This is a genomic window from Microcoleus sp. SVA1B4, from assembly GCF_036700545.1.
Taxonomy (GTDB): domain Bacteria; phylum Cyanobacteriota; class Cyanobacteriia; order Cyanobacteriales; family Microcoleaceae; genus Microcoleus.
Genome location: NZ_JAUBPB010000025.1, coordinates 1 through 24235, shown reverse-complemented (window position 1 = coordinate 24235; position 24235 = coordinate 1). Strand labels below are relative to the sequence as shown.

The window sequence follows — 24235 nt, the reverse complement described above, 5'->3', positions numbered from 1 at the left end:
TGATTAAATCACCTGCTTTTAAGTCTGGATATTTTAACTCAAAACTCAGGGCGGGCACGGGGGCACCGCCCCTACTGTACTCAAAACTCAGGGCGGGCACGGGGGCACCGCCCCTACTGTACTCAAAACTCCTAAAAACTTATGGCAAAAATTGGTTATCATGCTTCCCACGAACAGTTTAAGCCCAGTGAACTGCTGAAATATGTCCAAATGGCAGAACAAGCTGGCTTTACCCATGCCCTTTCTTCCGATCACTTTCATCCTTGGAGTGAAGCGCAAGGACAAAGTGGTTTTGCTTGGTCTTGGTTGGGTGCAGCAATGCAAGCAACGCCGAGGCTTTCCTATCGGGTTGTTTGCGCTCCCGGACAGCGGTATCATCCGGCTATTATTGCCCAAGCTGCGGCAACGTTGGCAGAAATGTTTCCCAATCGTTTTTGGCTAACGGTTGGCAGCGGTCAAGCGTTGAACGAACATATTACTGGGGATAAGTGGCCTACTAAGAGCGATCGCAACGCGCGCCTCAAAGAATGTGTCGATATTATCCGCGCCCTTTGGGCAGGAGAAACCGTCACCCATCGCGGTTTAGTGTGCGTAGAAGATGCAAAACTCTATACCCGCCCGGAAATTCTCCCATTAATTATCGGCGCCGCAGTTACCCCAGAAACCGCAGAATGGTTGGGCAGTTGGGCAGATGGATTAATTACTACTTCTCGCCCACCTGAAAAGTTAAAAAAAGTCGTCGATGCGTTTCGTCGCGGTGGCGGAGAAGGGAAACCAATGATTTTGAAAGTGCAGCTTTCCTATAACAGTAATGCAGAGAAAGCACTACAAGGCGCTCATGATCAATGGCGTAGTAACATCTTCAAAAGCAAAATGTTGACAGAACTGATAACACCCGATCAATTTGATGCCGCCGGGGAGTTTGTGCAACCAGAGGAGTTATATCAACACGTCCGCGTTTCGGCAGACCAAGAGCAGCATATTGAGTGGTTGCAAAAAGATATTGAATTGGGGTTTGATGAACTAATTTTGCACAACGTTAACCGAGAACAAGAGCAGTTTATTGAGGCGTTTGGCGAAAAAGTAGTGCCAGGGCTGACAAAAAGTTGATTGGTAATTATGATGCTACTGACTTACCGACTAGCATTGTCAGAATCCTGAGTCCGATCGCTATCTCCCAAACCCAATGCGGTTCGCCACTTATCGGGATGGCGCGGCATCAGTATTCGCACATCAGGATCGGGCAAGCCGATGCCAGCATCTTTGAAGGCAAGAACGATTGCCCCTCTCACGGCGGAGGTTGTCGCCACAAAGTCAGTACGCCGCGAGTCCGTCCAAAAGCGCACCTCAACCAAGATGTCATCCTGTCCCAAATCTCGAATTCGCACGGAAACTGGCGGATCTTGGAGCACGGCTTCCGTAGCTTGCGCTGCCTCTGTCATCACAGTTACCGCTGTTTGCAAATCGCTATCGTAGCCGATAAACAGAGTCACGCTGCTGCGACGAATCGGGGCGGCGGTGTTGTTGGTAATGCGCGAGGTGAACAATTCCGCATTGGGAACCAATACCACTCGACCATCATAAGTACGGAGTTGGGTTGCCCGCAATTCGATCCGCTCGACATTGCCTTCAGTTTCCCCGACAACAATTTGATCCCCAAGTTCAAAAGGACGCAATACCAGAATTAAAATGCCGCTGATAAAGTTAGAAAGGATATCTTTTAAAGCAAAGCCGAGAGCAAGACCCGTTAAACCCAATCCGGTGGCAACTGCCTGCGGATCGAACCCAAAGGCATCGAGGGCCACAATAAAACCGAGACTCCAGACAACATAGTAGGCGACTTGTTTGATTAGGTTTTCTATTGTTAAGTCTTCTACAATGTGACGGAAAATCACGCGCATCAACCAGCGCACCAAAGCCGCGATCGCCCAAAATACTCCAATCACCAGTAATGCAGCTAGCGCGCGGGGAATAATCGCGATCGCAGATTCACCCAGTCGTCCAAATCCGGTTTGCACCGAGGATTGCACCTCTGCCACAAAGCGTTCCGAAGGGGAAAGACGGCGCTGACTGGCTCGCGTTAGAGCGGTAGCAATCGCCCCTGACCACTGAGTTGCCAGGGTATCAACCGTTGTCAAATTATCCTGAGCGTCTGCTTTAGTTACGGTGACAACAGGGACTCCCGCAATCGTAATCACCCGCTGATCGCTACCTTGAGTCGGTTCAATGCGGGGAGGTGCGATCGCCGTAGGATTCTCCAACAGTCGGCTCATGCGCCGCTCAATCTGCCGCGCACGTGCGGTTGCATCTACGTTTTCTACCGCACTCACCCGAAACACTGCTCGACCATCTAAACGCACTGTTACCCGTTCGTCTTGCGCGCCTGCGGAATTCGGGGTAATACACGTTATCGTTATGGCAATTAAGAGCGCGAGCAACAGAACCGACCGCACGCTCGATCGTGCTAACCGCCTCCAATGAATTTTTATGCTTTGCTTGATTGGATGCACTACCGCTGTTGTTGTTTAAGTTGGGCTAAAAGAAATAGCGATCGAGGATATCCTAAAAAACTGGTCACACCGATGCTAAACGATAAAGCTAGGAATGCTGCACTTATTAGGGGTCAACGCCAGAAATTAAACATGAGAAACCATGTCCTTTTTTGGCAGTGGTAGTGATTTTTTAGGTTCGTATTTGCGCTTCAACGCTCATGTGGGCGAAGACAGCGCAACTACAAACCCTTTTTCAATTCATTCCCACTCTAACGCCCTTCCCTCTTCACCTCCAACTCTTCACGACGCAGTGTTTCCGTTGCCTCAACGGTCTCGGTTTCAACCTCTTTCCTGATGTTAACTTCTTCGCGCACGAAAGCTTCTTTTTTGATATCAGCAGTTTCTTCGTAAACGTCCATACGCATCACCTTTTCCTGCTGGAAGGGAGTATCCCGATTTACTGGGGCACCTGCCTTTGCTGGAGTTACACTCTCAATTACAACTCGCTCTTTTTCTGTTGGAACTGAAACTCGTGCCGTTTCAGTTTCAACTCGCTTGCCAATTGCTACCTCGCCAGCTTTGTGACGGCTTTTTTCTGCAACCAGTCGTTCTTCGTAGAGTCGGAATTTGTGATGCTCGCGATCGTTCATCTGATACAATTGAGGCTCTTGTTCGTAAGTGTAGGTGTTGCGGTCATAACCAGCAGCGCTAGCTTGGTTAGAGACAGGACGCGGCCTAGAAACTGGTGCAGATGCTTGTACAGGCAATGAGGTTTCCAAAGGCAATGATGCTTCTACAGGTGCAGACCCTTCTACAGTTCGAGTACGATAAACACCCCGCACTTGTTCTTCATAATCGTAATCAACCACCATCCCATCCTCATACCTGGGTAGTCTTTCTGCTTGGTCTTTACTCCTCAAACCCGTCGCGTAGATGCGTTCTGCATCAACCTCAACTCGACAAAGTGCAACTGGAACTAATACCTTCTTGCCAAATATCCAGAAACCCGTGTCAACCACAAAATATCGGAAACGTCCTGTCTCATCAACTAGCGCTGTATCAATTGAGCCAATCTTCTCATCTGTATTTCCAGCATAGATATCCAGACCTTTGATATCTTCGCCATTAAAAGCAGCTTCGCGGTAGTTGGGATTAAAATCTTCAATTTTGTAAAGTAACATACCAGTCCTTCCTTTTCTATCTATATCAACTTATGACCCCATTTTAGATAGATCTCAAATTTGATGCTTCCTTCTTATGAAGGATTAAGTGAAACAAAATAGTAGGATGAGTATATTTATTTTAATTTTTTTCTGTCTTTGGATAGATGACTTGTCATTTTTTATCCACCTTCTGCACTCTCAAGTGTCACAATCGGTTTTTAACTATTTTTATAAAAAAATACACTTATAAATTAGACTTTGATCCTCTACATTAACGCATAAAAAATATATAGCAACCCTAAATTATTCGCGTAATTATTGTAGGGGCAATCCGACCCCTACTCCCCGTGGTTGCCCCGATAGATAGGGGGTAGGCACGGGGAGTAGGGGTAGCACTACCCCTACAAATTTACATGAATGATTTAGGATTGCTATATACATAATTTATTACTTTAAAAATAGACTTTTATGTGAGATATTTTGGGCAAACACATTTGAAAAACTTTGCCTTGATTATGCTACACCCTATGTTTAAATATCATTATGAATATATGCCCGGTCGCCTCTTCAGCAAGCAATTTGTCCTAACTGATGACTAATGACTAATGACTAATGACTAATGACTAATGGCTAATGACTGATGACTAATGACTAATAAAAACAAATTCCCCGGCCTAACCAGGGAAGGAAAGATATTAAAAAAAGTAATGTTGTTTTAATAAATTGAATTTGCCAATAAGCGGCGATAAATTAGTAGCAGCCCTTGTTGAGTTGAGAGCGGACGCCGGGGCGGGCAGTCCTGTGTAGATGCCGCACCCGATCGCATTTTCCAGTCTCAAGAAAACAGTTGCATTCATATTTGAGTACCACTTAAGCTTGGTTGCTGTTGCGAGTCTGGCTAGCCAGCTCCAACAGTTGCGCCCAGCGTTTTTGGACTTGTTTGGGAGTGCATTTGATCGCGGTGGCGATCGCCTTGTCGCTTTCTTGATTCCGCTTCATTTCTAACAATTGCTGCATTTCCGGCGACAGTTGAGCGCGAAAAGCTTCCCATTTGTCCGAAGTCATTCCCAGCTTTTGATCGACATCAGCACCCAGCCATTCGTGGACGAGTTTCCAATTTTGAGTGCGGGCAAATTTTTCGACGTGGTACTTGAAACGTTGTTGCAAGTAGTCGCGCTGGCGGGAAGACAAACCGAGCACGCGGTCAATTTCCGAAGCCGAAAGGTCTTGCAATTTTAAAGTTAAGTAATTCACGCATTCTGGCTGATTTTGCGATTCCAGATAGGCGATCAATTCCGAGACTACTCGATCGCGCAGCACAGCATCAGCCGGATCGACAGTTTCCGATACCATTTGCTCGCGCACTTGTTGCAGCGCCGGAGAGCGGCTGTAAATTTCCGCATCTTCTCCCTTGCCCGATTCTACAGCCATTTCAATGTCGATCGCAGTTTCGGGAGGCTGGCCCTTGGCAAATCCTTGAGCGCGCAACACGATCAGGCGTTGGCGGTTGCGGCCGGGCAAACCGATTTGGCGCTTGGCGTAGTGTTCGGTGAAAGCCATGTACTCAGCCAATTCTAGCTGCGTGCGGGGCTGGTAGGTGACATCGAGTTGATGTTCGCGGCGGAAAGCTCGCAGAGATTCGATGTAAAAGCCTTGCAAAAAGTCTTCAATCATGTTGTAGCGAGCTTGAAAGTTCAAGTTCGATCGGAAAGAAGCAACATGGCGGTAAATCATAGCCGCGAGGTGAGAATGCAGTTCGACGCGGCCTTGCTTGGAACCGAGGCGGTAATATTGCAGGGTTTTTTGCAACCGGTGCTCGGCCAAGGTGATTTGCCAAGCTTCAACTTCGCCGGAAATTTGGATGCGATCGCTCTTTTGGCAAATCCGTTCGACTTCCTTAGCAATCCGCATCGCCACTGCTTGAGCGCTGCGGCTGGCAGTTTTCATTTCCCCTTGCAATTCTTTGAGGGCGAAGTCAGCCAAAGCGAGGATATCGATGCTGGGAACAGTATTGATTTCGGCGTTTGGTTCGCTGGAGGTAGCCGGAATGCAGTTGAAGCCAGAAGCGGTGTTGCAGTTGACGGTGGTGGCAGTTTTGACAGTCATGGCATTTATCGGGTGGTAGGGCACAGCGGGTGTGCGAGGACATTTGTCAGAGTGTGAGGCGGCAGTTGCTGGCGGTTTCGCTTGCTGTGCTGATTCAACTCTCTATACATTGAATGTTACGGAAGTAGAGATAACCGTAGTTATGCCAGTGTTCCACTCTCTCATGCAACAGTTTTTGGCTGCTGAATCTGATTCTAATCGCTGGCTGTGGAAGATTGATTTTATTGCCATTAAAGCCTTACTGTACAAGCATTCTGAGCAGTTATGTGGGTGGGGCGATCGCCAGGAAAACTGAGGGTGCTGCCAGGCCGCTGAGTGGACAATCTAATAACTGGCTATTTGAGGGGGTTTTGGCCGTTAGAGATTGTGGAATCGAGACTTGGCAGAGTGTAGCTATCTGCAATGTCTTCAGAACCTACGCAACAGCAGTTAGGAAACCCGGTTAATCTGAAAATTTGATCTTATCCAAGAAGGAAGAAGGAATCAGAAAGAAGCACACAGAGCTTTGTTTGCAAACAATTCACCCTGATTCTTTCTCTAATACCAAAGTCACCGGCCCGTCATTCTCGATCGAGACTTGCATCATCGCTCCAAACAAGCCTGTTTCGACTTTTAAGCCGCTCTGGCGCAACTTTTCGACAAATTTTTCATAAAAAATTTCGGATCTTTCAGGAGCCGCTGCTCGGTCAAAGGAAGGTCGCCGACCTTTGCGGCAGTCCCCGTAGAGCGTAAACTGACTGACAACCAGCAACTCGCCGCCAATGTCTTGTACTGACTTGTCCCAGCGCCCGGTATCCGTGGCAGAGTCGGGAAACAAACGCAATTCCAGGCATTTGCGAGCCATCCAATCGAGTTCTGTTTCGGTGTCGGTGTCTGCAATACCTACAAGCAAGTTAAGTCCGCGGCCAATTTTGCCAATAATTCGATCGTCAATCTCGACTTGAGATGATTTGACTCGCTGGAGGATGACTCGCATGGGAAATCGGTAATTAGGAATGAGAATTAAATAACTTCCACTCTTGAAAGTGGGATGGGCGTCCCGCCCGTCCTTTTTGGACGGGCGGGACGCCCATCCCACAATAACAATTAAAATTGTAAGTTATTTAATTCGCGATCCTTACTCGTTACCAGGCTCTGGCCTGGTAACGCAGATCCAGAGGCTCTGCCTCCTATCTTCCTAAGTACCAGAGAGGCAGAGCCTCGCTTACATCGGTTCCCAGGCTCTAGCCTGGGAACCAGTAACCTTTAGTTTTTCCCAAAACCTTTGCCGCGATTGATTGAAGGCATACAAAGACAGTTTTCGAGTTGCGATCGCAAAGTCTCGGTATCCAAACCCTGACCGATGAGAACAAGCTGGTTTTTGCGATCGCCTTTCCACTCGTCGTCGTCCATCGTAAATCGCTTGCCGCTCAAGTGAAAAATATGCCGTTTGGGACTTTCTTCAAACCACATAATTCCTTTCGCGCGAAACACATTTGTTGGCATTTGTTTGTCTAAGAAATATTGAAATTTTCTCAGAGAAAACGGCTTGTCACTCAGGAAAGAAATTGAGGTAAATCCGTCATTTTCTAAATGGTCGGAGTGGTCGTGATGGCTGTGGTCGTGATGGCTGTGGTCGTGATGGTCGTGATGGCTGTGGTCGTGATGGTCGTGATGGCTGTGGTCGTGATGTTCGTGATGTTCGTGATGTTCGTGATGTTCGTGGTCGTGACTGCTAGGAGTTTCTTCAGATTGGAAATATTTGTCCGATTCAAACAATCCGACGCTGAGGACAAGCGGTAGGGGAACTTGCGATTTTACTGTTCGCAGAATTCGAGCACCTTCTTTGACATCCCGAATCTTAACTTCCAACAAATCTAAATCTGCTTCTTCAACCAAATCAGTTTTGTTGAGGATAATTATATCGCCGTAAGCTATTTGACTGTAAGCTGCTTGAGAGTTGAATAAATCTAAGCTGTAGTTGGCTGCGTCTACTACTGTAACTATCGAATCGAGACGAGTCAGGTCGCGCAGTTCTGTTCCTAAAAAAGTCATTGCTACTGGCAGCGGGTCGGCGAGTCCGGTTGTTTCGACTACCAGATAATCGAGATTTTCTTGACGTTCCAGAACTTTGTAAACTGCATTAACTAAATCTTCATTAATAGTGCAGCAAATGCAGCCGTTGTTCAGCTCAACCATGTTGTCGTCGGTGGTGACAATCAGTTCGTTGTCGATGCCGATTTCGCCAAATTCATTTACCAAAACTGCTGTTTTCAAACCCTGCTGGTTGGTCAGGATGTGGTTGAGCAGGGTTGTTTTGCCGCTGCCGAGAAATCCTGTAATGATGGTAACGGGTAAGCCGTGTTTGGGAGCGTCCATCGCCGGTTCTGTCTCGGACTGAGTTGTAGATTGCATAGCTTGAATGTCAAATAATGTCGATCGCACTTTCTTTGTGGCTCTTATTGTATCTTAATTAGGACAAGGCCTGGTAAACCCAGTTTCTCGGAGAAATGTTGGGTTTGGTGGCATGGTATCTACGCATCAACCGGGAATCAGCCCGAAAGTGCAAAATAAGTGGGCCGCTAATTATCGGCAATTGTTAACGCGATCGCACTTTTTTATTTTTTTGATAATTTTTTTTCCAGAGTACCTGTGGGAGTTAGCCTGCAACCAGTTTTCCCGGTAAACTCAGCAGCGACAAATTTGGGACAGACTCAAGCCCAGTGCGATCGGCCAATTCCCGCTAATCTATAATAGTTTTAATTATCGAGCTGCGTAAAATATTTAAATCTCAACTATCAACGAAAACAGGGCGGTGGCTAACAACAGCCACCGCCCTCAAGATAGTATTGGGCTATCTAAATCTGTGCTTACGCAGGAAGCAAGACTGAATCAATAATATGGATGACACCATTATCAGCAGCAACATCGGCTGTTGTAACGGTAGAATCATTGATTTTGACGCCATTGGAAGCATCAATTTTAACTTCTGAACCTTCAACTGTCTTGGCAGATTTCAGCTTGACCACATCAGCGGCCATAACTTTGCCAGAAACGACATGATAAGTCAAGATTTTTGTCAGCTTAGGAATGTCCTTAAGCAGTGCTTCTACAGTACCTGCGGGAAGCTTAGCAAAAGCTTCGTCTGTAGGGGCGAAAACTGTGAAGGGGCCAGCGCCTTTAAGAGTATCTACTAAACCAGCGGCTTGGACGGCAGCAACTAGGGTAGTAAAAGAGCCTGCCGAAACGGCGGTATCAACGATGTCAGCCAAGTGAGTCACCTAGTTTTTGTAATCTGTAAATCACTATAACGCTAAAAAGTTAATTTAGCTACAGATATTTTTTCTCGTTCAGTTTGGTTTTCTTATATAAAATAGAACATTTTTTTATATATAACTCATGTCAGTAAATACCTACCTAAAGGTAGATTATAATTTACCGATTTTACTGTATTTTAATTTAGAAATGTAATCCTAAATACATTGGTAAGCCGATCGCCCCTGCGCGCTGTTTAAACTAAACGCAGGGGCGAGACAGCATCGCCCCTGCTACGAAATTTTGATTGACTTGGCAAAACACTCAACATTCAGCGCAGCGCTAACAGATTACAAAAGCCCGCCACCCCGACTGATGGCAACAGTTTGGGAAATCCCGATCTAAACTGTTAACAACCATTAACTAGCGGAAGGGTGACATGAGATACAAACTATTAGGTCACAGCGGACTTCGCGTTTCCGAAATCTGCCTCGGAACCATGACTTTTGGGGAAGAGTGGGGCTGGGGGAGCTCATACGACGAAAGCCGGAAAATGTTCGACGCCTTTGCAGAAGCGGGCGGCAATTTCATTGATACCGCGAATCTCTACACCAACGGTACTAGCGAAAAATATGTCGGTGAGTTCATCGCAGCCGATCGCGAAAAATGGGTAGTTGCCACTAAGTATAGCCTCAACATGAAGAATGGCGAAATCAATGGTTTCGGCAACCACCGCAAAAATATGGTGCAAGCAGTAGAGGCAAGTTTGAAGCGATTGCAAGTTGAATACATAGATTTGCTGTGGCTGCACGCTTGGGATTTTACCACACCCGTCGAAGAAGTAATGCGCGCTTTTGACGATTTAGTACGCGCCGGCAAAGTTCTTTACATCGGCATTTCCGATACGCCGGCTTGGATTATTTCTCAAGCAAATACGATCGCCCACCTGCGCGGTTGGACACCATTTATCGGCTTGCAAATCGAGTATTCTTTAAAAGAACGAACTCCTGAACGGGACTTGATCCCTATGGCAAAAGCCTTTGATATTGGCGTCACAGCTTGGAGTCCCTTAGCAGCCGGTTTACTGACAGGAAAATACAACACTTCAGAAACAGCCAGCGAAGCTAAACGGCTGAATTCATCTGAATCGGGAAAAATTAACGAACGAGACCTCAAAATTGCTGACGAACTTAGCAAAATAGCAGCCGAAATTGGGAAACCTGCTTCTCAAGTAGCGCTAAATTGGCTGATCCAACAGCCAGTCGAAGTTATTCCGATTGTGGGTTCGCGCAAACTCTCGCAACTTCAGGAAAATCTGGCTTGTTTGGAGTTCAAATTAACCCCCGAACAAATGCAGCAGTTAGACAAAGTAAGTGCAATTGAATTGGGTTTTCCTCACGATTTCTTAAAGAGTTCGACGGTGCAAGATTTTGCCTTTGGAGGGGGAATCGCCAAAATTGACAGCCGCCGACTGTAAAGTTGGTGCTATTTTCTAGTCGCGGGTTTACGTGGATATTTGGCTTTTGATTGCAGATATCGGCGAACCCGCCCTTAGAGGGATGATTGACATTTGTGCTGTGGACACAAGGTTAAACTGACGCCCACAGCCCAAATGTCATCATCTTGGTTTCTTGCTACATACTCGCACAAAATCTTAGGTTTGTCGTTGCCATTACCTGTTTTCTTTGATATTGTTGAGATAGGTGATATTATGTGAGTTTAACCCCACTGCATAAACTGTCAATTGTTAATCTATCGGAAGTCATAAATCTCTGGCGCAACTTGGTATATAAGGATACAAATTTCCCAAATTAGCGATCGGATGAGTTAAAAAAAAGCAAGGTTTGTCAAATCAAAAAGCAACATAAACTTGATGGCAAATTTTCTCTCATCTTCAAATAAAGCAATCAAACTCGCTCTTTTTTCACCCCGTACCTGCCAGTTAAGAGTCATTTTACAAGGTCGATCGGCATTTTAAAGGCTTTTGAACCCAGCGTGCAAGCTAGGTGTCTCCTGAGATAAAAGTCATCCTTCAGATAGAAGTTAGGGCAGAAAAACTGGGTTACATTTAACAACAATAGCAAGTCTAACAATATTAACTTATCTCAAACTTTCAATTCTGAAAAAAGCAGATAAGCCGGTTTTTACCGCAGCTAAACAGTTTCTTTGTTTGGCTCACTGAATGCGGCGCTTGCTCGTCAATAAAAGTTCTCAGATTTATGCTTGCGACTTTCAGTAAGACCCTGCTGAGAAATATATCCTCTTGACCAATTTTAACTGACAAATTTTCATTGACAAATTCCAGAGGCTAATATGTCGCCCCCAGAAAACTCAGTAAACAATAATTATAGCAATAAAGATCGAGCATGGGAGATCCGATTTACCTCTATAGATCCAGCAAAATCCCCCTCTCAATTCGCTGCATCGCCCGCAGTGCGAGCCAACTTATCAAACACTGAGGCTTTAGATGCACCAGATTTAGTTTGCCTGTCTCATTTGCGGTGGAATTTTGTCTATCAGCGTCCGCAACATCTATTGAGCCGCTGTGCCAAAAAACGTCGCGTATTCTTTGTAGAAGAACCTGTGTTTAGCGCGGCTACAGATTGGTGGCTTGATGTCAGCATCCACGAAAGCGGAGTCTGGGTAATAGTACCGCACCTGAGCGAAGGAACCAGCGAAGCAACAGCACAAACTGCTCAGCAAGCCATGCTAGATGATTTGTTTCGAGCGGCAGAAATTAGCCAGTACATTCTGTGGTATTACACACCAATGGCTGTCAGTTTCACAAGCCACTTAAAGCCGCTAGCTGTAGTCTACGACTGCATGGATGAACTGTCAGCATTCCAAGGCGCGCACCCGGATTTAAAAGCCAATGAAAACCAATTATTAAAGCGGGCCAGCGTAGTATTTACCGGGGGACACAACCTTTACGAAGCCAAACAGCACCAGCACCCAAACATTCACCCCTTCCCCAGCAGCATCGAAAAAGAACACTTTGCGACAGCCAGGAACCTTTCAGAAGAACCGGCGGATCAAAAAGACATTCCTCACCCGCGTTTGGGATTTTATGGCGTCATCGACGAACGCATGGATATCGAACTGCTGGCGGGCATGGCCCAAGCAAGGCCGGACTGGCATTTAGTCATCATTGGCCCGGTGGTGAAAATCGATCCGGCAACTCTGCCAACTCACCCAAATATCCACTATCTTGGTGGCAAATCTTATCAAGAATTGCCAGCCTATCTTGGCGGATGGGATATCGCCATGTTGCCTTTTGCGATTAACGAATCGACTAAATTTATTAGTCCCACGAAAACTCCAGAATACCTCGCTGCCGGCAAACCGGTGATTTCTACTCCTATCCGCGACGTGGTGCGGCCATACGGAGAAAACGGCTTGGTTCGGATTGCTAGCAATTCTGAAGAATTCGTTGCTTGTGCCGAAGAAATCTTCAGCGAAACTTCGGACGTTCGCACCAAGTGGCTGAGCGAAGTAGACGCCTTTTTAGCAGACAATTCTTGGGACAATACCTGGGGCGAAATGCTGGGGTTGATCGAAAGTGCGATCGACGATAAAAAACAGAAAGCCGAAGGCAGGATGAAAGTTTTAAGTTAGGAATGTTGAGGTTGAAGTTAAAGAGTTACACTTTACGGATTCAAAAACTAACACTCCACCCTCCCCGCTGTATGTCCAATTACCAATTATTCCTTACCCTTACCCACAATCAGAGGTGTTTCAATGTTTGACTATTTAATCGTCGGAGCCGGATTTGCAGGTAGCGTCATTGCCGAAAGACTAGCAAATGAGGCCGGAAAAACAGTCCTGATAATTGATACCCGCAACCACATCGGCGGCAACGCATACGATCACTACGACAACCACGGCATCCTGGTACACAAATACGGCCCCCACATTTTTCACACCAATTCGCGCCCTGTTTTCGAGTATCTTTCGCGTTTCACCGAGTGGCGCCCCTACGAACACCGCGTCCTCGCCAGCGTTGACGGTCAACTGCTGCCAATTCCCATCAATCTCAACACCGTCAACCAGCTTTACGGACTGAATCTCACCTCATTTGAAGTAGAAGATTTCTTCGCGAAAGTAGCAGAACCAAAAGATTACATTCGCACTTCCGAAGATGTCGTTGTCAGCAAAGTCGGCCGCGAACTTTACGAGAAATTCTTCCGCAACTACACCCGCAAACAGTGGGGCATGGACCCCTCGGAACTTGACAAGTCAGTGATCGCCCGCGTTCCCACTCGCATTAACCGGGACGATCGCTATTTTACCGATACCTATCAAGCAATGCCCCTGCACGGCTACACTCGGATGTTTGAAAAGATGCTTTCTCACCCAAACATCAAGGTGATGCTGAATACCGACTACCGGGAGATTGAGGGTTTTATCCCTTACGGAGAAATGATTTACACCGGGCCTGTCGATTCCTATTTCAATTATTGCTACGGCAAACTGCCTTACCGTTCCTTGGAATTTAAGCACGAAACGCTGAACGTACCTGTACACCAAGAAGCACCGGTGGTAAATTACCCCAACGAGCATTTATATACTCGCTGCACCGAGTTTAAATACCTCACCGGACAAGAGCATCTAAAAACTAGCATTGTCTACGAATATCCCCAAGCTGAGGGAGACCCTTACTACCCGGTTCCGCGTCCGGAAAATGCCGAAATTTACAAGAAATATAAGGCTTTGGCTGATGCAACTCCGGGAGTTTCTTTCGTGGGAAGGCTGGCGACTTACAGGTATTACAACATGGATCAAGTGGTCGCTCAAGCTCTGACAACTTACACACAAATTACTACCAAGCCCATGATTGAATTGGTAGAAAATGTTAACGGTTCTGCCTCTAATGTCAGCTCATCCCATGGAGTCGCCCATCGCCCAACCACAACTTCTCTAGAAGTCGCTGCTGTCAACAACGGCAACGGCAACGGCAACGGCAAATCTGCTAGCAAGTAGCTGGAAGCTGCGAGTTACGGGTAAAAAGGTAAGGTGCCCACACAGCACCTTACTTACTCGGTTTTCCTCAAAAGTTATTTAATAATTCAAACAAGCATTGAGGTAAAAATGAACGTTCTAGTGAAAATTGTTTTGTCTCATGAGGTTTTGGAAATTTCTCAATTTGCTCAGTTTCAGAAAGAAATACAGCGCCTCATTGAAAGCGGTGGCAAAATTCTGATGCTGGATTTCTCTAAAATCAATTTTCTGAAAAATTCCGAGTTAATGGCTGTAGTGGCGATCGTAAAATTAGTGAGAGACAGCCAATGTATACTTTTGATCTCTGCCATGAGCGAACAAGTTAGAATTCTATTTGAACTCACGGGACTACAGCAAATATTTCAGTGTTTGCCGTTTGCCGAAGAATTTTCTCTCAAAAGTGAGCTAACTGAACCGTTAGGAGGTTTGCCAAGTCTTGCTAGCTAGAGGGAGAGGGGGAGAGTGGGGGATAGGAAAAATCTTCCTGGTTTATTCTTTTTTCTTCTGACTAATGACTTCAGCACAAGAGAGCCTTCAGATGAGGCTGTTTTAATAGGCAGAACTTTTGCAAATTAATCAGCAAAAAACTTGTCAAAGTGGGGGTAATTGTAGCTAACCTATAAATATAACTTTGGGTAGATGTGCCGATGAGTTGGTTAGGTAGAGAACTAGAAAATTGCGAGATAGAAGAGTCTGCAACTCTTGATAGTAAGGTGACAGTTCAAGGACGCAAAACAGGTTATCCGCGCCCCCAACTGCGCCGGAGCAACTGGATTTGTCTCAATGGTAAGTGGAGATTTGCTTACGATGACGCGGGTCACTGCGTGCAGCCGATCGATATTTCGGAGTGGACTCACACTATAGAAGTGCCGTTTGCTCCAGAATCCGCAAAAAGCGGGATCGGCGACACGAATTTTCACGCCAACTGCTGGTATGAACGCGAATTTGACGTACCCCACACAGAAGGCAGAGTTCTCCTCCACTTTGGGGCCGTAGACTACCGCGCCCGCGTCTGGGTGAACGGTCAGTTTGTCATCGAACACGAAGGCGGACACACTCCTTTCACCGCAGACATTACAGCAATTGTGAACCTCAACGGGCCGCAGCGGGTGACAGTCTGGGCCCACGACGACCCCCAAGATTTGGAGCAACCGCGCGGCAAGCAAGACTGGCAAATAGAGCCCCACAGTATTTGGTATCCGCGCACGACCGGCATTTGGCAGACAGTCTGGGTAGAATTGGTGCCTCACACTTATATCGAGCGCATCCGCTGGACTCCCCAGTTTGAACGCTGGGAAATCGGTTTTGAAGCTTTTGTCGCGGGCGATCGCCAGTCGGGAATCCAGATTAAAGTTAAACTGTCGATCGGCTGTTTGCTGCTAGTCAACGACACCTACGAAGTCATCAACGGCGAAATCCACCGCCGCATCGCCCTCTCCGACCCTGGTATCGACGACTACCGCAACGAATTGCTGTGGAGTCCCGAAAAGCCTACGCTAATTAACGCTCAAGTGCAGTTGTGGGCCGACGGCAAACTCCTCGACGAGGTTAAATCTTATACCGCCATGCGGACGGTCAGCATCCAGCGCGATCGCTTCATGCTAAACGGCCGCCCCTACTATTTGCGACTGGTGCTCGACCAAGGTTACTGGCCCGACACCATGATGAGTGCCCCTTCCGACGAAGCTTTGCGCCACGATGTCGAATTAGTCAAAGCAATGGGTTTCAACGGCGTCCGCAAGCACCAAAAAATCGAAGACCCGCGATTTTTGTACTGGGCTGACGTGCTGGGGCTCTTAGTTTGGGAAGAAATGCCCAGCGCCTACCGCTTCACTCCCAAAGCCGTGCAACGGCTGACGCGGGAGTGGACGGAAGTCATCGAGCGCGACGGCAGCCACCCCTGTATCGTAGTCTGGGTGCCGTTCAACGAATCTTGGGGAGTTCCGAATTTAGTCGAAGCAGCAGCCCACCGCAACTACGTGCAAGCGCTGTATTTCTTGACAAAAACCCTCGATCCGACTCGCCCCGTCATCGGTAACGACGGCTGGGAAAGCATCGATACCGATATCCTGGCGATTCACGACTACGACAACAATCCGCAAACCCTAGCCAAGCGCTACGGGCCCGAAGTCCAGCTAGCGGATTTGTTCGATCGCGGGCGTCCCGGCGGGCGTATCCTCACCCTCGACGGCCACCCGCACCAAGGACAGCCGATGATGCTGACAGAATTCGGTGGCATAGCCTGCGCCGGTCGCGAAAATCCTGATTTTTACAGGGTTTGGGGCTACGTGCGCGCGTCCGACACGCAGGAACTGCAAAGGCGCTACAGCGCGCTGTTGAAGGTGGTAAACCGAGTGGAAATGTTCAGCGGATTTTGTTACACGCAGTTAACCGATACTTTCCAAGAAGCTAACGGTTTGTTGTATGCCGATCGCACTCCCAAGTTTCCTGTAGAGGTGATCGCGGCGGCAACTCTCGGCTGGGATATTCCCGAAGAAAGTTCACAGCCGCAAGCTATTAGTCAATGCTAATTGGCAAGAGGGCATGGGGCATTGGGCATTGGGAATTGGTGATGGGTAATTGGTAATTGGTAATTAGTAATTGCCCGCAGTTCCAAGTTATTGGATATAACAAGTCTCAAGGGCGCATCTGATTTTTGTAAATATATTCGTAGGGGCGAAGCATTCCAAAGTTAAGATGCACCCAGTCTCAATCATTTAATGAACCTCTTCTCATTACTCCATGCCCAATGCCCGATGCCCGATGCCCGATGCCCGATGCCCCATGCCCCATTACCCATTACCCATTCGATTGATGTTTCAAAGTTTTTTCATGGGCGGATTTGAATGTTCCACCCACAGAGTGCAATCTGGAAAACGCCTCGATGTCACAGCCGCCACCGGTCACGATAAATTTGCAGCAGCCGACTACCAACGCTTGCAGGAACAAGGGATTTACACAGTCCGCGAAGGCCTCCGCTGGCACTTAATTGAACAGTCGCCCGGAAAATACGATTTTTCCAGTTCCCTGCCAATTATCCGCGCCGCCCGCGACATGAAAATGCAGGTAATTTGGGATTTGTTTCACTACGGCTGGCCAGACGATATTGATATTTTCAGTCCCGAATTTGTGTCCAGGTTTGCAAGCATGGTGCGCGCTTTTATGGAGGTGCTAACTGAGGAAACAGACCAAACACCTTTCGTGACACCTGTCAATGAAATTTCATTTATTGCTTGGGCAGGCGGCGATGTCGCGTACATCAATCCGTTTGCAAAAGGGCGGGGAGACGAGCTCAAAATCCAGTTAATCAAAGCTGCGATCGCAGCGATAGAATCAGTTTGGGAGGTCAATTCCGGCACCCGGATCGTTCAAATCGACCCCACAATTAACATTATTGCCGATCCTGACAAACCGGAGGATCGGGACGCAGCGGAAGGTTATCGCTTATCTCAATATCAAGCTTGGGATATGTTGGCTGGACGTTTTCGCCCAGAACTCGGCGGTAAGGAAAAATATCTCGATATTATTGGGGTGAATTATTACGATCGCAATCAGTGGATTCACAATGAAGACCCGATGAAATACACCGATCCGCTGTACCGCCCGTTTCGTGAAATGCTGCAAGAAGTGTATGAGCGCTACCGCCGCCCCTTATTCGTAGCAGAAACGGGTACTGAAGACGAGTTTAGACCTGTCTGGTTTAATTATGTGTGCACTGAGGTAATGGCGGCGATGAAAGCAGGAGTTCCGATAGAGGGAATCTGCTTGTATCCGATTGTTAACCATCCGGGTTGGGATGACGACAGGCACTGTTACAATGGTTTGTGGGATTATTGCAATGAATCGGGCGATCGGGAAATTTACCAGCCTTTGGCGGATGAATTGCAGTTTCAAAGGCAGCAGATTGAACCGTTGCTGAAGTCGCAGAAGTGATAGCTGCGATCTAATTCTGTAGGGTGCGCTGCGGCGCACCTTATACTAAATCTGCATTAAAAATTCCCGATGATTTCCTAATATTTTATTCGATCAACTCAGCATAAAAGCGTCAAGCTCATCTAAATTGTGAATAATCTTGGAATCAGAAACGCCATAAGCTTCAGCTAATTCGATACTAGCTTGCAATCTCACTTCGAGGTTTAAGTTAGGATCAAAAGCTGCTTCTGCTAAATTACCTAGTCGTTCATAGGTAGCAAGAAGATTAGCAACGGCTGCCTTGTAAGCTCGGTCAATTTTAGCCAGGGACTGTTGATAATATTGTTCCACTTGTCGAGCAAGATGAGTATCTTGTCCCAATAACTGCTTGCAAAAACCAGTCACGATTCGACCCGCGATCGCACCAATGACAGCGCCAACAACAGGAATCGGAATCAAAGCTTGTCCGATTGTAGCTCCAGCAGCAACAATGGCTGAATCAGCACAAGCAAATAAACTTAATTCAACGAATTGATCGGCCGTAATTTCCCCTCGGTTCAAACTACCCACTAAACTAGCAACTTCCAAGCCTGCACTAACAAAAGCACCAGCTAAAGGTGCAGACATTTGGGTAAAATTCGTTAACCCATAAATAACTGTTGCCGATATACCACTAAGTGCAGCTCCTTTTGCGGTATCAATTCCAATTTCTTGCCAGTCTTCGGGGGTTAATTCACCCTTAAAAACGTTTTTACCTTGCTTATACTTAGCGTAAAGCTTAGTAGCAAATCGAATACTACCACCAATAACCGCGCCTTTAACAACAACGTTACCAAAATCAGCCAGAGTAGGTTGAGCGTCGTAGCGTATCCCATCCTTAATTTCTTTGTGTTCTTGCTTTAATTCATGCTCTTTGCGGTCTAGGGTATCGTCAACTTTGCCTATTTGCACATCTTCATAGTTAGACGATCCAGCTTGAACAGTCTGACTGAAAGGACGACCCGACATCAGCTCTATTTCTTGAGCTTTTTCTTGTATTTTTTGAGCAGTACGACTTGTTATTCCCTCGACTTGTTGCCCTTTCAATATTTTATCAATAACTTCATATTGGTTTTTAGGGATGTGGTAATATGACCCATCTCTGCCAAAGTTTTCGTATTTCTTCATGTGGTCGAGAACGTGGTCTAAATTATTGCCAACCCCATTCACAAATTTAGACTGTACTTTAATACCATCAATTAAATAATCTTCCGGTGCTGTTCTACCCACTCCCTCAAAAGTAGCGCGAGTTTCAGAGGAGTTCAAAAGAGATTTTGCATTGCGAATACCAACTTCCACTTGCTCAGCTATTTCACCGTGTTTTGTGCTTGTGTTTCCCAGAATTTTTTCGGGACTACCTACAAAATCACGAACTTTATCAATCTCTCCGACCGCTGCAAAAAACGCTCGGTCTTGTTTACTGAGTTCCGTTGCAAGCTGTTCTGCATGGCGCAGATTTTCCTGGGCTACTATTGCAGCAACGAATTGAGTTGTCAGATGTCTATCTTCTCTGTTTTCCATGTTTAAAAAAATAGCAGCATTACTCCCTAATTGCTAGAGGATAATGCTGCACTCCAAATTATAATTACATTTTCAGGTCTACGGTCTTTTTAATAGACTCGCTCAGGGAAGTAATGGAATTGATTAAAGTCCCCAGCCTTTGTTTGAGAGCTTGGCTAAAATTCAGGTAATTCAAAGGTGCATTCTGCTTGAAGTATTGCAGTTCACTTTGAATCAAGTTAGCTAGTTTGACAGTTTCCCCCTCCAGAAGATTGACTTCTTTCTTGGTTATGTTGACTTTAGCTGTGTCACCTTCAATTTCAAGAGCGCGGTTGTTGGCTTCGTTCCCAATTTTCTCATTCTCGCTACTTGTCCAAAAAGCACTACCAGCCAAAGCTACACCACCAATCCCCCAGCCAATCGGCCCTGCTAGTGCCAGCAGTGCATTTCCAGCCACCATACCGCCACCACCCACAGTAAGAGCGCCACCTCCTAACCAGGCTAAAGCAGCATTAACGGCGGCTGCACCGGAAAGAGAAGCAATCGCAGTACCTGTTGAGGCTGTTCCAAAAGTTGTGGCAATTGCCATTGCTGCTGCTGGCCCAAAACAGGCAACTCCTGCTCCAGCCATGACTCCTGCACCACCTGCTGCTGCTACATTGCTGTTATGAGCCGCATAAATTAGATCCCAATCTTTGCCAGTAATTTCCTTGAGCTGAAACTTCAGTTTTGTAACGACTTTGCTAAACTCTTTTGGCGAATTGGCCAACGTGTTAATGTAATTTTCGCATAGTTGGATAATCTCAACCCCACGATTAACTCGCGTTTGATAAAGACTTCCAGCGGCATTTTGTAAATACTCACAATCTCTTTGGTACTTTTCTACTGCACGGCGCAGTTTCTCTTGTGCCTCTTTTTTGTATTCGTGGTTAAACATTTACGGGTAAATACCTAATTATGAGGAGTTTGTGTTGATAACTCTGTCCAGCAGATAACTCTACCGCGCAAGCAGTGAGCCTTCCCCCGATTCCAGGTGTAAAATTAATCACGATCCTGCTTTCCCTGATACTAATCTAACTAGCTTTAACAAAGAAACTAATAAGCATTAGGAATCGTGTTAGACTTTGATTATAAAAAATCCAGAAACCTATCCCCTGCAATGGCATCCTCTAACGATCGCTTCCCCGAAGCTGCCCGCGACTGGGACTTAGAAACTCTTTACACAGACCTAGCATCCGCCAAGGGAAAGCGGCTCACGCCCACAGAGAAACAACATCTACGGGGTCTACTCTGCGGCTACAGTCCCGCCGAGATTGCCGAAACGCTCAGTAAAAACCCCAAGGGCATTGCCGTAGACTTCTGTAATACTTTATACCAATATGTAAAAAATCTTGTAGGTAAAGCTGATGAAAAGGTAGAAAACTGGAGGAAGATTTGTGAATGGCTGGAGGACGCAGGATATAAAACTCAGCCATCTGCCGAACCTGAATCAGGTGATTGTTTACCAATAAAATTCTTAATAAAAAAAGCAAATGTAGTTGTTGATAAAAATCAAATCATAGTTGATATAAACCTGCGAATAGTCGCCTCCTCACCTTCAGAAATTCCCATTATAGAAAACTTCGATATCAATGGCAATGGTGCAAACTAACGAAAGTGCGATCGAACTGAGATGTTGCACCATTCTCAATTACTTGTTTATGAACAGGCTTTTCGGCCTGTTCCACAAAAAAATTCACTCTTTGTGGAACAGGCATCTTGCCTGTTCTTGAGAATGGTGCAAGATGTGCGATCGCACGCATCAGCTTAATGTTAAACCGAATAGCAATAAGGGCGGGCAAAATGCCCACCCCATATACTAGATATCACTTGGATATCAGACTTAAATTTTCAATACCCCCAGGGGAATTCGAATCCCCGTCGCATCCGTGAAAGGGATGTGTCCTAGGCCTCTAGACGATGGGGGCGCGTCGTTGCGTTTGCTTGTGTTCCGCACCTTTATTACCTTAACTAATCTTTCCCAATCTGTCAACTACTTTGCGAAACTTTTTTTTCTACTCGTCCCAAAGCACGTCACAGTAGGCTTTGAGGATGGCGGCGCAATTGCCGATCGCCCCGAGATGAGCAATTTCAAAGCCGTGGGTGTTCTGGGTGGGGAAAGCCAAACAAGCGGCGCGGGCTACGTGGCCGAACTTCATGGCGATCGAAGCATCGCTCCCAAAACCGCTAATTACCGCCAACTGCACCTCTACATCGGCTGCTGTGGCTGCTGCGCGCAATTGGGCGTTCAATCCCTCATCGTAGACTCCGTAGCCATCCTGAACCAGCAAAACCGGGTTTTCGCCGTCAAGAATCGGGTATTCCGGCGCCAGAGGGCAAATTTCCAAAGCGATCAGCGCGTCCAACGGCTGGCGCTGGGTGAAATACAAAGCTCCGATCGCCCCAACCTCCTCCTTCGCCGACGCTACCAAATAAACATTCACCGCCGGCTCTTTCAAACATTCCGCCAGAGCCAGCAAAATCGCCACTGAAGCCTTGTTGTCCAGAGTGTAGCTCCCGATCCAATCCTTCAACCGTAGCGGGCGCTTGCGGTGCTTTCCCACCACCATCCGCGTGCCCGGTCGAATTCCGGCCTCGGCTAATTCCTCGGCGGTACACTTAGTTTCGATCCAGGCATTTTCCCACTTTAAAGAAACATCTTCCTGCTGAGCTTTCTGAGGAGATTCGTGAGAAACATGGCGAGAACCGAAGCTGAGAATGCCGCTAATTGTTTGCTTGTCTCCGAGCAAATCCACCACGCCTTCGCCGTAAACCCAAGGAAATGCGCCGCCCAATCTGCGGACTTCCACGCGGCCACTCTCGCCTATTGTTTTAACTAAGGCGCCAATTTCGTCTTTGTGGGCGGTAATGGCGATCGACTTTTCGGGATTGCGACCCTTAATTAGGGCGATCGCATTGTCCGCGCGATCGAGCCAAGCATTCACTCCCAGGGCGGCGAATTTTTCCATCAACCACTGGTTAATTTCCGATTCCGCACCGCTGGGTGAGTGCAGCATTACTAATTCTTCGATTGTTTGGAACAGGCGATCGAACTCTAACATTTTTTATTTTCGTTTTTAGGAGCGAATTTTGACGACATATATTAAAGCACATTTACCTACTATTTCCCCGGCGGTACACTTAGTTTTAATTCAGGCATTTTCCCACTTGAAAGAAACATCTTCCTGCTGAGCTTTTTGAGGAGCGTAGGAATGAAGCAATTGGACGCAGCAAAGGGCGATTGAGTAACAAGATTCATGCGATCGCGTGGATGCGTTGGGCAATCCGTTGGAGTTTCACCTCACCCCCCGACAAACTGGTGACGCGAGCAGGAGGCGACCAACTGCAGCCATTACTGGTGGCGGATACACTGCTGGCTAACAAGGGCTATGATCCAGATCAGCGTGTGATTGACCGCCTCAATGCCGAGGGGAAGATCACCGTCATTTCACCTCGTCGCAATTGCAAGACCCTGGAAACTTACGATGCTCAATTGTACAAAGCCGGTCATTTGATTGAGAACTTTTTCCCCAAGCTCAAGCAGTATCAGGCAATCGCGACGCGCTGTCACCCTAGGGCGGTAAGGAACCCCACGCTTAAAAGCGGGGGCTTTTAGGAAGTCCGGCTCGTTCCGAGCGGTGCAAGAAAAAAGCCCGAACCTTACCAGAGACAGGATTAGACCTACGTTTCTTGAGTCACGACACCGGAAAATGCGACGCTAGTTTTCCGCTCTGTCGTCAAAAGTTAAACAGGATTACGGGGTTAAACCAGTGCTTTTGACATAACAAGCTCAGGAAACATTCTCGAAGCGAACATTACCCAGCAATGGAGGACTTGGTGTCTAATTTCGTTTTTGTAATTGATACCCATAAACGACCGCTCGATCCAATTCGCCCAGGACTGGCTCGTAAATTGCTAACCACTGGCAAAGCTGCTGTTTTTAAAAGGTATCCGTTCACAATAATTCTCAAAGCAGACGTTATAGGACCTCAAAAACCAATCATTCTTAAATTAGACCCTGGTTCCCAAACTACTGGAATCGCATTAGTGCAAGGAGAAAACATAATCTTTGGTGCAGAACTAGCTCACCGAGGACAAGCAATCAAAGCCAGTTTGGAGTCTCGCCGTTCACTGCGTAGAGGTAGAAGAAATCGCCATACCCGCTATCGTCCAGCGAGATTCCTAAATAGGGTTCGCCCTAAAGGGTGGCTAGCGCCAAGCTTACAACATCGTGTCGAAACAACCCTAACCTGGGTAAATAAATTGATGAAACTCGCTCCTATTGTCTCTATTGTTCAAGAACTTGTGCGGTTCGATTTACAGCAACTAGAAAACCCCGAAATTTCTGGAATTGAATACCAGCAAGGCGTTTTGTGTGGCTACGAGATCCGCGAATATTTGTTGAATGTGCGACCCGTTTCCGCGAAAACGGAAAGCCTAATGGCTTAAAGTGTAGGCGGAGTAAGGAGTCAGCCTTTCGTATGGGTTGAAACGAACCTTGACAACTTAACGACCTTGAGGGTGTAAGTCCCTCCCCACAGGTGCAGTGGTGAAAGCATTACCCCTATTTCTAGGCGTAGCAACCCTAGAGGTAAAGCGGGGCAAGAAGGAGGTAACTCGGCAACCTAACTGAGAATCCCTTCGAGCAGGAATCCATGAGCAGCGCAAGCGAAGATGTGTCTAAATCATCGTTAAGTATAACCAGTGAAATAGGTTGATCACACTGGGAGTCCCAAAAGGGCAAGGATAGGG

General features: G+C 46.9%; 20 protein-coding genes, 1 tRNA gene and 1 pseudogene. 11 read left to right on the top strand and 11 right to left on the bottom strand.

The window, feature by feature from the left end:
• Positions 1–141: 141 nt before the first annotated feature.
• The gene (locus QT987_RS13850; RefSeq protein WP_333240813.1) at positions 142–1110 is read left to right on the top strand and encodes a TIGR03885 family FMN-dependent LLM class oxidoreductase; all 969 of its coding nucleotides are present in this window, start codon (positions 142–144) and stop codon (positions 1108–1110) included.
• 23 nt (positions 1111–1133) lie between these two features.
• Here the strand turns inward: QT987_RS13850 and QT987_RS13845 are convergent, their stop codons facing one another.
• From QT987_RS13845 to QT987_RS13835, 3 genes are all read right to left on the bottom strand, one after another.
• Positions 1134–2360, bottom strand: a complete 1227-nt coding sequence (locus QT987_RS13845; RefSeq protein ID WP_333240809.1) for a mechanosensitive ion channel family protein — start codon at positions 2358–2360, stop codon at positions 1134–1136.
• Between the two features lie 401 nt (positions 2361–2761).
• On the bottom strand, positions 2762–3673 hold the full coding sequence (locus QT987_RS13840; protein WP_333240806.1) for a DUF2382 domain-containing protein: 912 nt from the start codon (positions 3671–3673) through the stop codon (positions 2762–2764).
• Between the two features lie 852 nt (positions 3674–4525).
• Positions 4526–5761 carry a HetZ-related protein gene (locus tag QT987_RS13835; RefSeq protein WP_333240802.1) on the bottom strand — a complete coding sequence of 412 codons (1236 nt, stop codon included), beginning with the start codon at positions 5759–5761 and terminating at the stop codon, positions 4526–4528.
• Between the two features lie 43 nt (positions 5762–5804).
• On the opposite strand from QT987_RS13835, the gene QT987_RS13830 reads away from it, so the two are divergent.
• Positions 5805–6056, top strand: coding sequence for a hypothetical protein (locus QT987_RS13830; RefSeq protein WP_333240799.1), 252 nt, complete (start codon positions 5805–5807; stop codon positions 6054–6056).
• Positions 6057–6281: 225 nt separating this feature from the next.
• On the opposite strand, the gene dtd is transcribed toward QT987_RS13830, so the two are convergent.
• From dtd to QT987_RS13815, 3 genes are all read right to left on the bottom strand, one after another.
• Positions 6282–6737, bottom strand: coding sequence for a D-aminoacyl-tRNA deacylase (gene dtd / locus QT987_RS13825; RefSeq protein WP_333240947.1), 456 nt, complete (start codon positions 6735–6737; stop codon positions 6282–6284).
• Between the two features lie 269 nt (positions 6738–7006).
• Positions 7007–8155 (bottom strand): GTP-binding protein, encoded by a 1149-nt coding sequence (locus QT987_RS13820; RefSeq protein ID WP_333240795.1) that lies wholly within the window; start codon positions 8153–8155, stop codon positions 7007–7009.
• 455 nt (positions 8156–8610) lie between these two features.
• On the bottom strand, positions 8611–9012 hold the full coding sequence (locus QT987_RS13815) for a fasciclin domain-containing protein (protein ID WP_333053794.1): 402 nt from the start codon (positions 9010–9012) through the stop codon (positions 8611–8613).
• 422 nt (positions 9013–9434) lie between these two features.
• On the opposite strand from QT987_RS13815, the gene QT987_RS13810 reads away from it, so the two are divergent.
• From QT987_RS13810 to QT987_RS13785, 6 genes are all read left to right on the top strand, one after another.
• Complete coding sequence (locus QT987_RS13810) at positions 9435–10472, top strand: aldo/keto reductase (RefSeq protein WP_333240791.1); 1038 nt, start codon at positions 9435–9437, stop codon at positions 10470–10472.
• Positions 10473–11308: 836 nt separating this feature from the next.
• A complete protein-coding gene (locus QT987_RS13805) occupies positions 11309–12610 on the top strand; it encodes a glycosyltransferase family 1 protein (RefSeq protein WP_333240788.1) in 1302 nt (433 codons plus the stop codon).
• A gap of 123 nt (positions 12611–12733) precedes the next feature.
• Positions 12734–13975, top strand: a complete 1242-nt coding sequence (gene glf / locus QT987_RS13800; RefSeq protein WP_333240784.1) for a UDP-galactopyranose mutase — start codon at positions 12734–12736, stop codon at positions 13973–13975.
• A 108-nt stretch (positions 13976–14083) separates the two neighbouring features.
• Entirely contained in the window at positions 14084–14440 is a 357-nt protein-coding gene (locus tag QT987_RS13795) for an STAS domain-containing protein (RefSeq protein WP_333240781.1), read from the top strand.
• A gap of 200 nt (positions 14441–14640) precedes the next feature.
• The gene (locus tag QT987_RS13790) at positions 14641–16524 is read left to right on the top strand and encodes a glycoside hydrolase family 2 TIM barrel-domain containing protein (protein ID WP_333240778.1); all 1884 of its coding nucleotides are present in this window, start codon (positions 14641–14643) and stop codon (positions 16522–16524) included.
• A 253-nt stretch (positions 16525–16777) separates the two neighbouring features.
• Positions 16778–17926, top strand: coding sequence for a beta-glucosidase (locus QT987_RS13785; RefSeq protein WP_333240775.1), 1149 nt, complete (start codon positions 16778–16780; stop codon positions 17924–17926).
• A 93-nt stretch (positions 17927–18019) separates the two neighbouring features.
• Here QT987_RS13785 and QT987_RS13780 read toward each other — a convergent pair whose 3' ends face one another.
• A complete protein-coding gene (locus QT987_RS13780; protein ID WP_333240772.1) occupies positions 18020–19465 on the bottom strand; it encodes a hypothetical protein in 1446 nt (481 codons plus the stop codon).
• Positions 19466–19529: 64 nt separating this feature from the next.
• Positions 19530–20381, bottom strand: coding sequence for a hypothetical protein (locus QT987_RS13775; RefSeq protein WP_333240768.1), 852 nt, complete (start codon positions 20379–20381; stop codon positions 19530–19532).
• A 222-nt stretch (positions 20382–20603) separates the two neighbouring features.
• Here QT987_RS13775 and QT987_RS13770 point away from each other — a divergent pair, with 222 nt between their 5' ends.
• Positions 20604–21095 carry a helix-turn-helix domain-containing protein gene (locus QT987_RS13770; protein WP_333240766.1) on the top strand — a complete coding sequence of 164 codons (492 nt, stop codon included), beginning with the start codon at positions 20604–20606 and terminating at the stop codon, positions 21093–21095.
• Here QT987_RS13770 and QT987_RS13765 read toward each other — a convergent pair.
• The 3 genes from QT987_RS13765 to QT987_RS13755 all read right to left on the bottom strand — a co-directional run bounded on the left by QT987_RS13765 (position 21073) and on the right by QT987_RS13755 (position 22545).
• Positions 21073–21201 (bottom strand): hypothetical protein, encoded by a 129-nt coding sequence (locus tag QT987_RS13765; RefSeq protein WP_333240763.1) that lies wholly within the window; start codon positions 21199–21201, stop codon positions 21073–21075. The genes QT987_RS13770 and QT987_RS13765 overlap by 23 nt on opposite strands.
• A gap of 137 nt (positions 21202–21338) precedes the next feature.
• Positions 21339–21411: transfer RNA gene (locus tag QT987_RS13760), tRNA-Glu, on the bottom strand.
• An 87-nt stretch (positions 21412–21498) separates the two neighbouring features.
• Positions 21499–22545 carry a M42 family peptidase gene (locus QT987_RS13755; protein ID WP_333240760.1) on the bottom strand — a complete coding sequence of 349 codons (1047 nt, stop codon included), beginning with the start codon at positions 22543–22545 and terminating at the stop codon, positions 21499–21501.
• Between the two features lie 179 nt (positions 22546–22724).
• Here QT987_RS13755 and QT987_RS13750 point away from each other — a divergent pair, with 179 nt between their 5' ends.
• Positions 22725–23099, top strand: a complete 375-nt coding sequence (locus QT987_RS13750; RefSeq protein ID WP_333157049.1) for a hypothetical protein — start codon at positions 22725–22727, stop codon at positions 23097–23099.
• A gap of 221 nt (positions 23100–23320) precedes the next feature.
• Positions 23321–23887: pseudogene (gene iscB / locus QT987_RS13745) on the top strand (RNA-guided endonuclease IscB); the annotation flags it as partial.
• Positions 23888–24235: the final 348 nt, after the last annotated feature.

Bases quoted from the DNA above. Each gene is read 5' to 3' on its own strand.
- QT987_RS13805 (WP_333240788.1), top strand. From the start codon at position 11,309: ATGTCGCCCCCAGAAAACTCAGTAAACAATAATTATAGCAATAAAGAT.
- QT987_RS13820 (WP_333240795.1), bottom strand. From the start codon at position 8,155: ATGCAATCTACAACTCAGTCCGAGACAGAACCGGCGATGGACGCTCCC.
- QT987_RS13765 (WP_333240763.1), bottom strand. From the start codon at position 21,201: ATGCCTGTTCCACAAAGAGTGAATTTTTTTGTGGAACAGGCCGAAAAG.
- QT987_RS13810 (WP_333240791.1), top strand. From the start codon at position 9,435: ATGAGATACAAACTATTAGGTCACAGCGGACTTCGCGTTTCCGAAATC.
- QT987_RS13780 (WP_333240772.1), bottom strand. From the start codon at position 19,465: ATGGAAAACAGAGAAGATAGACATCTGACAACTCAATTCGTTGCTGCA.
- QT987_RS13775 (WP_333240768.1), bottom strand. From the start codon at position 20,381: ATGTTTAACCACGAATACAAAAAAGAGGCACAAGAGAAACTGCGCCGT.
- dtd (WP_333240947.1), bottom strand. From the start codon at position 6,737: ATGCGAGTCATCCTCCAGCGAGTCAAATCATCTCAAGTCGAGATTGAC.
- QT987_RS13795 (WP_333240781.1), top strand. From the start codon at position 14,084: ATGAACGTTCTAGTGAAAATTGTTTTGTCTCATGAGGTTTTGGAAATT.
- QT987_RS13790 (WP_333240778.1), top strand. From the start codon at position 14,641: ATGAGTTGGTTAGGTAGAGAACTAGAAAATTGCGAGATAGAAGAGTCT.
- QT987_RS13840 (WP_333240806.1), bottom strand. From the start codon at position 3,673: ATGTTACTTTACAAAATTGAAGATTTTAATCCCAACTACCGCGAAGCT.
- QT987_RS13785 (WP_333240775.1), top strand. From the start codon at position 16,778: ATGCCCCATTACCCATTACCCATTCGATTGATGTTTCAAAGTTTTTTC.
- QT987_RS13835 (WP_333240802.1), bottom strand. From the start codon at position 5,761: ATGACTGTCAAAACTGCCACCACCGTCAACTGCAACACCGCTTCTGGC.
- QT987_RS13850 (WP_333240813.1), top strand. From the start codon at position 142: ATGGCAAAAATTGGTTATCATGCTTCCCACGAACAGTTTAAGCCCAGT.
- glf (WP_333240784.1), top strand. From the start codon at position 12,734: ATGTTTGACTATTTAATCGTCGGAGCCGGATTTGCAGGTAGCGTCATT.
- QT987_RS13755 (WP_333240760.1), bottom strand. From the start codon at position 22,545: ATGTTAGAGTTCGATCGCCTGTTCCAAACAATCGAAGAATTAGTAATG.
- QT987_RS13770 (WP_333240766.1), top strand. From the start codon at position 20,604: ATGGCATCCTCTAACGATCGCTTCCCCGAAGCTGCCCGCGACTGGGAC.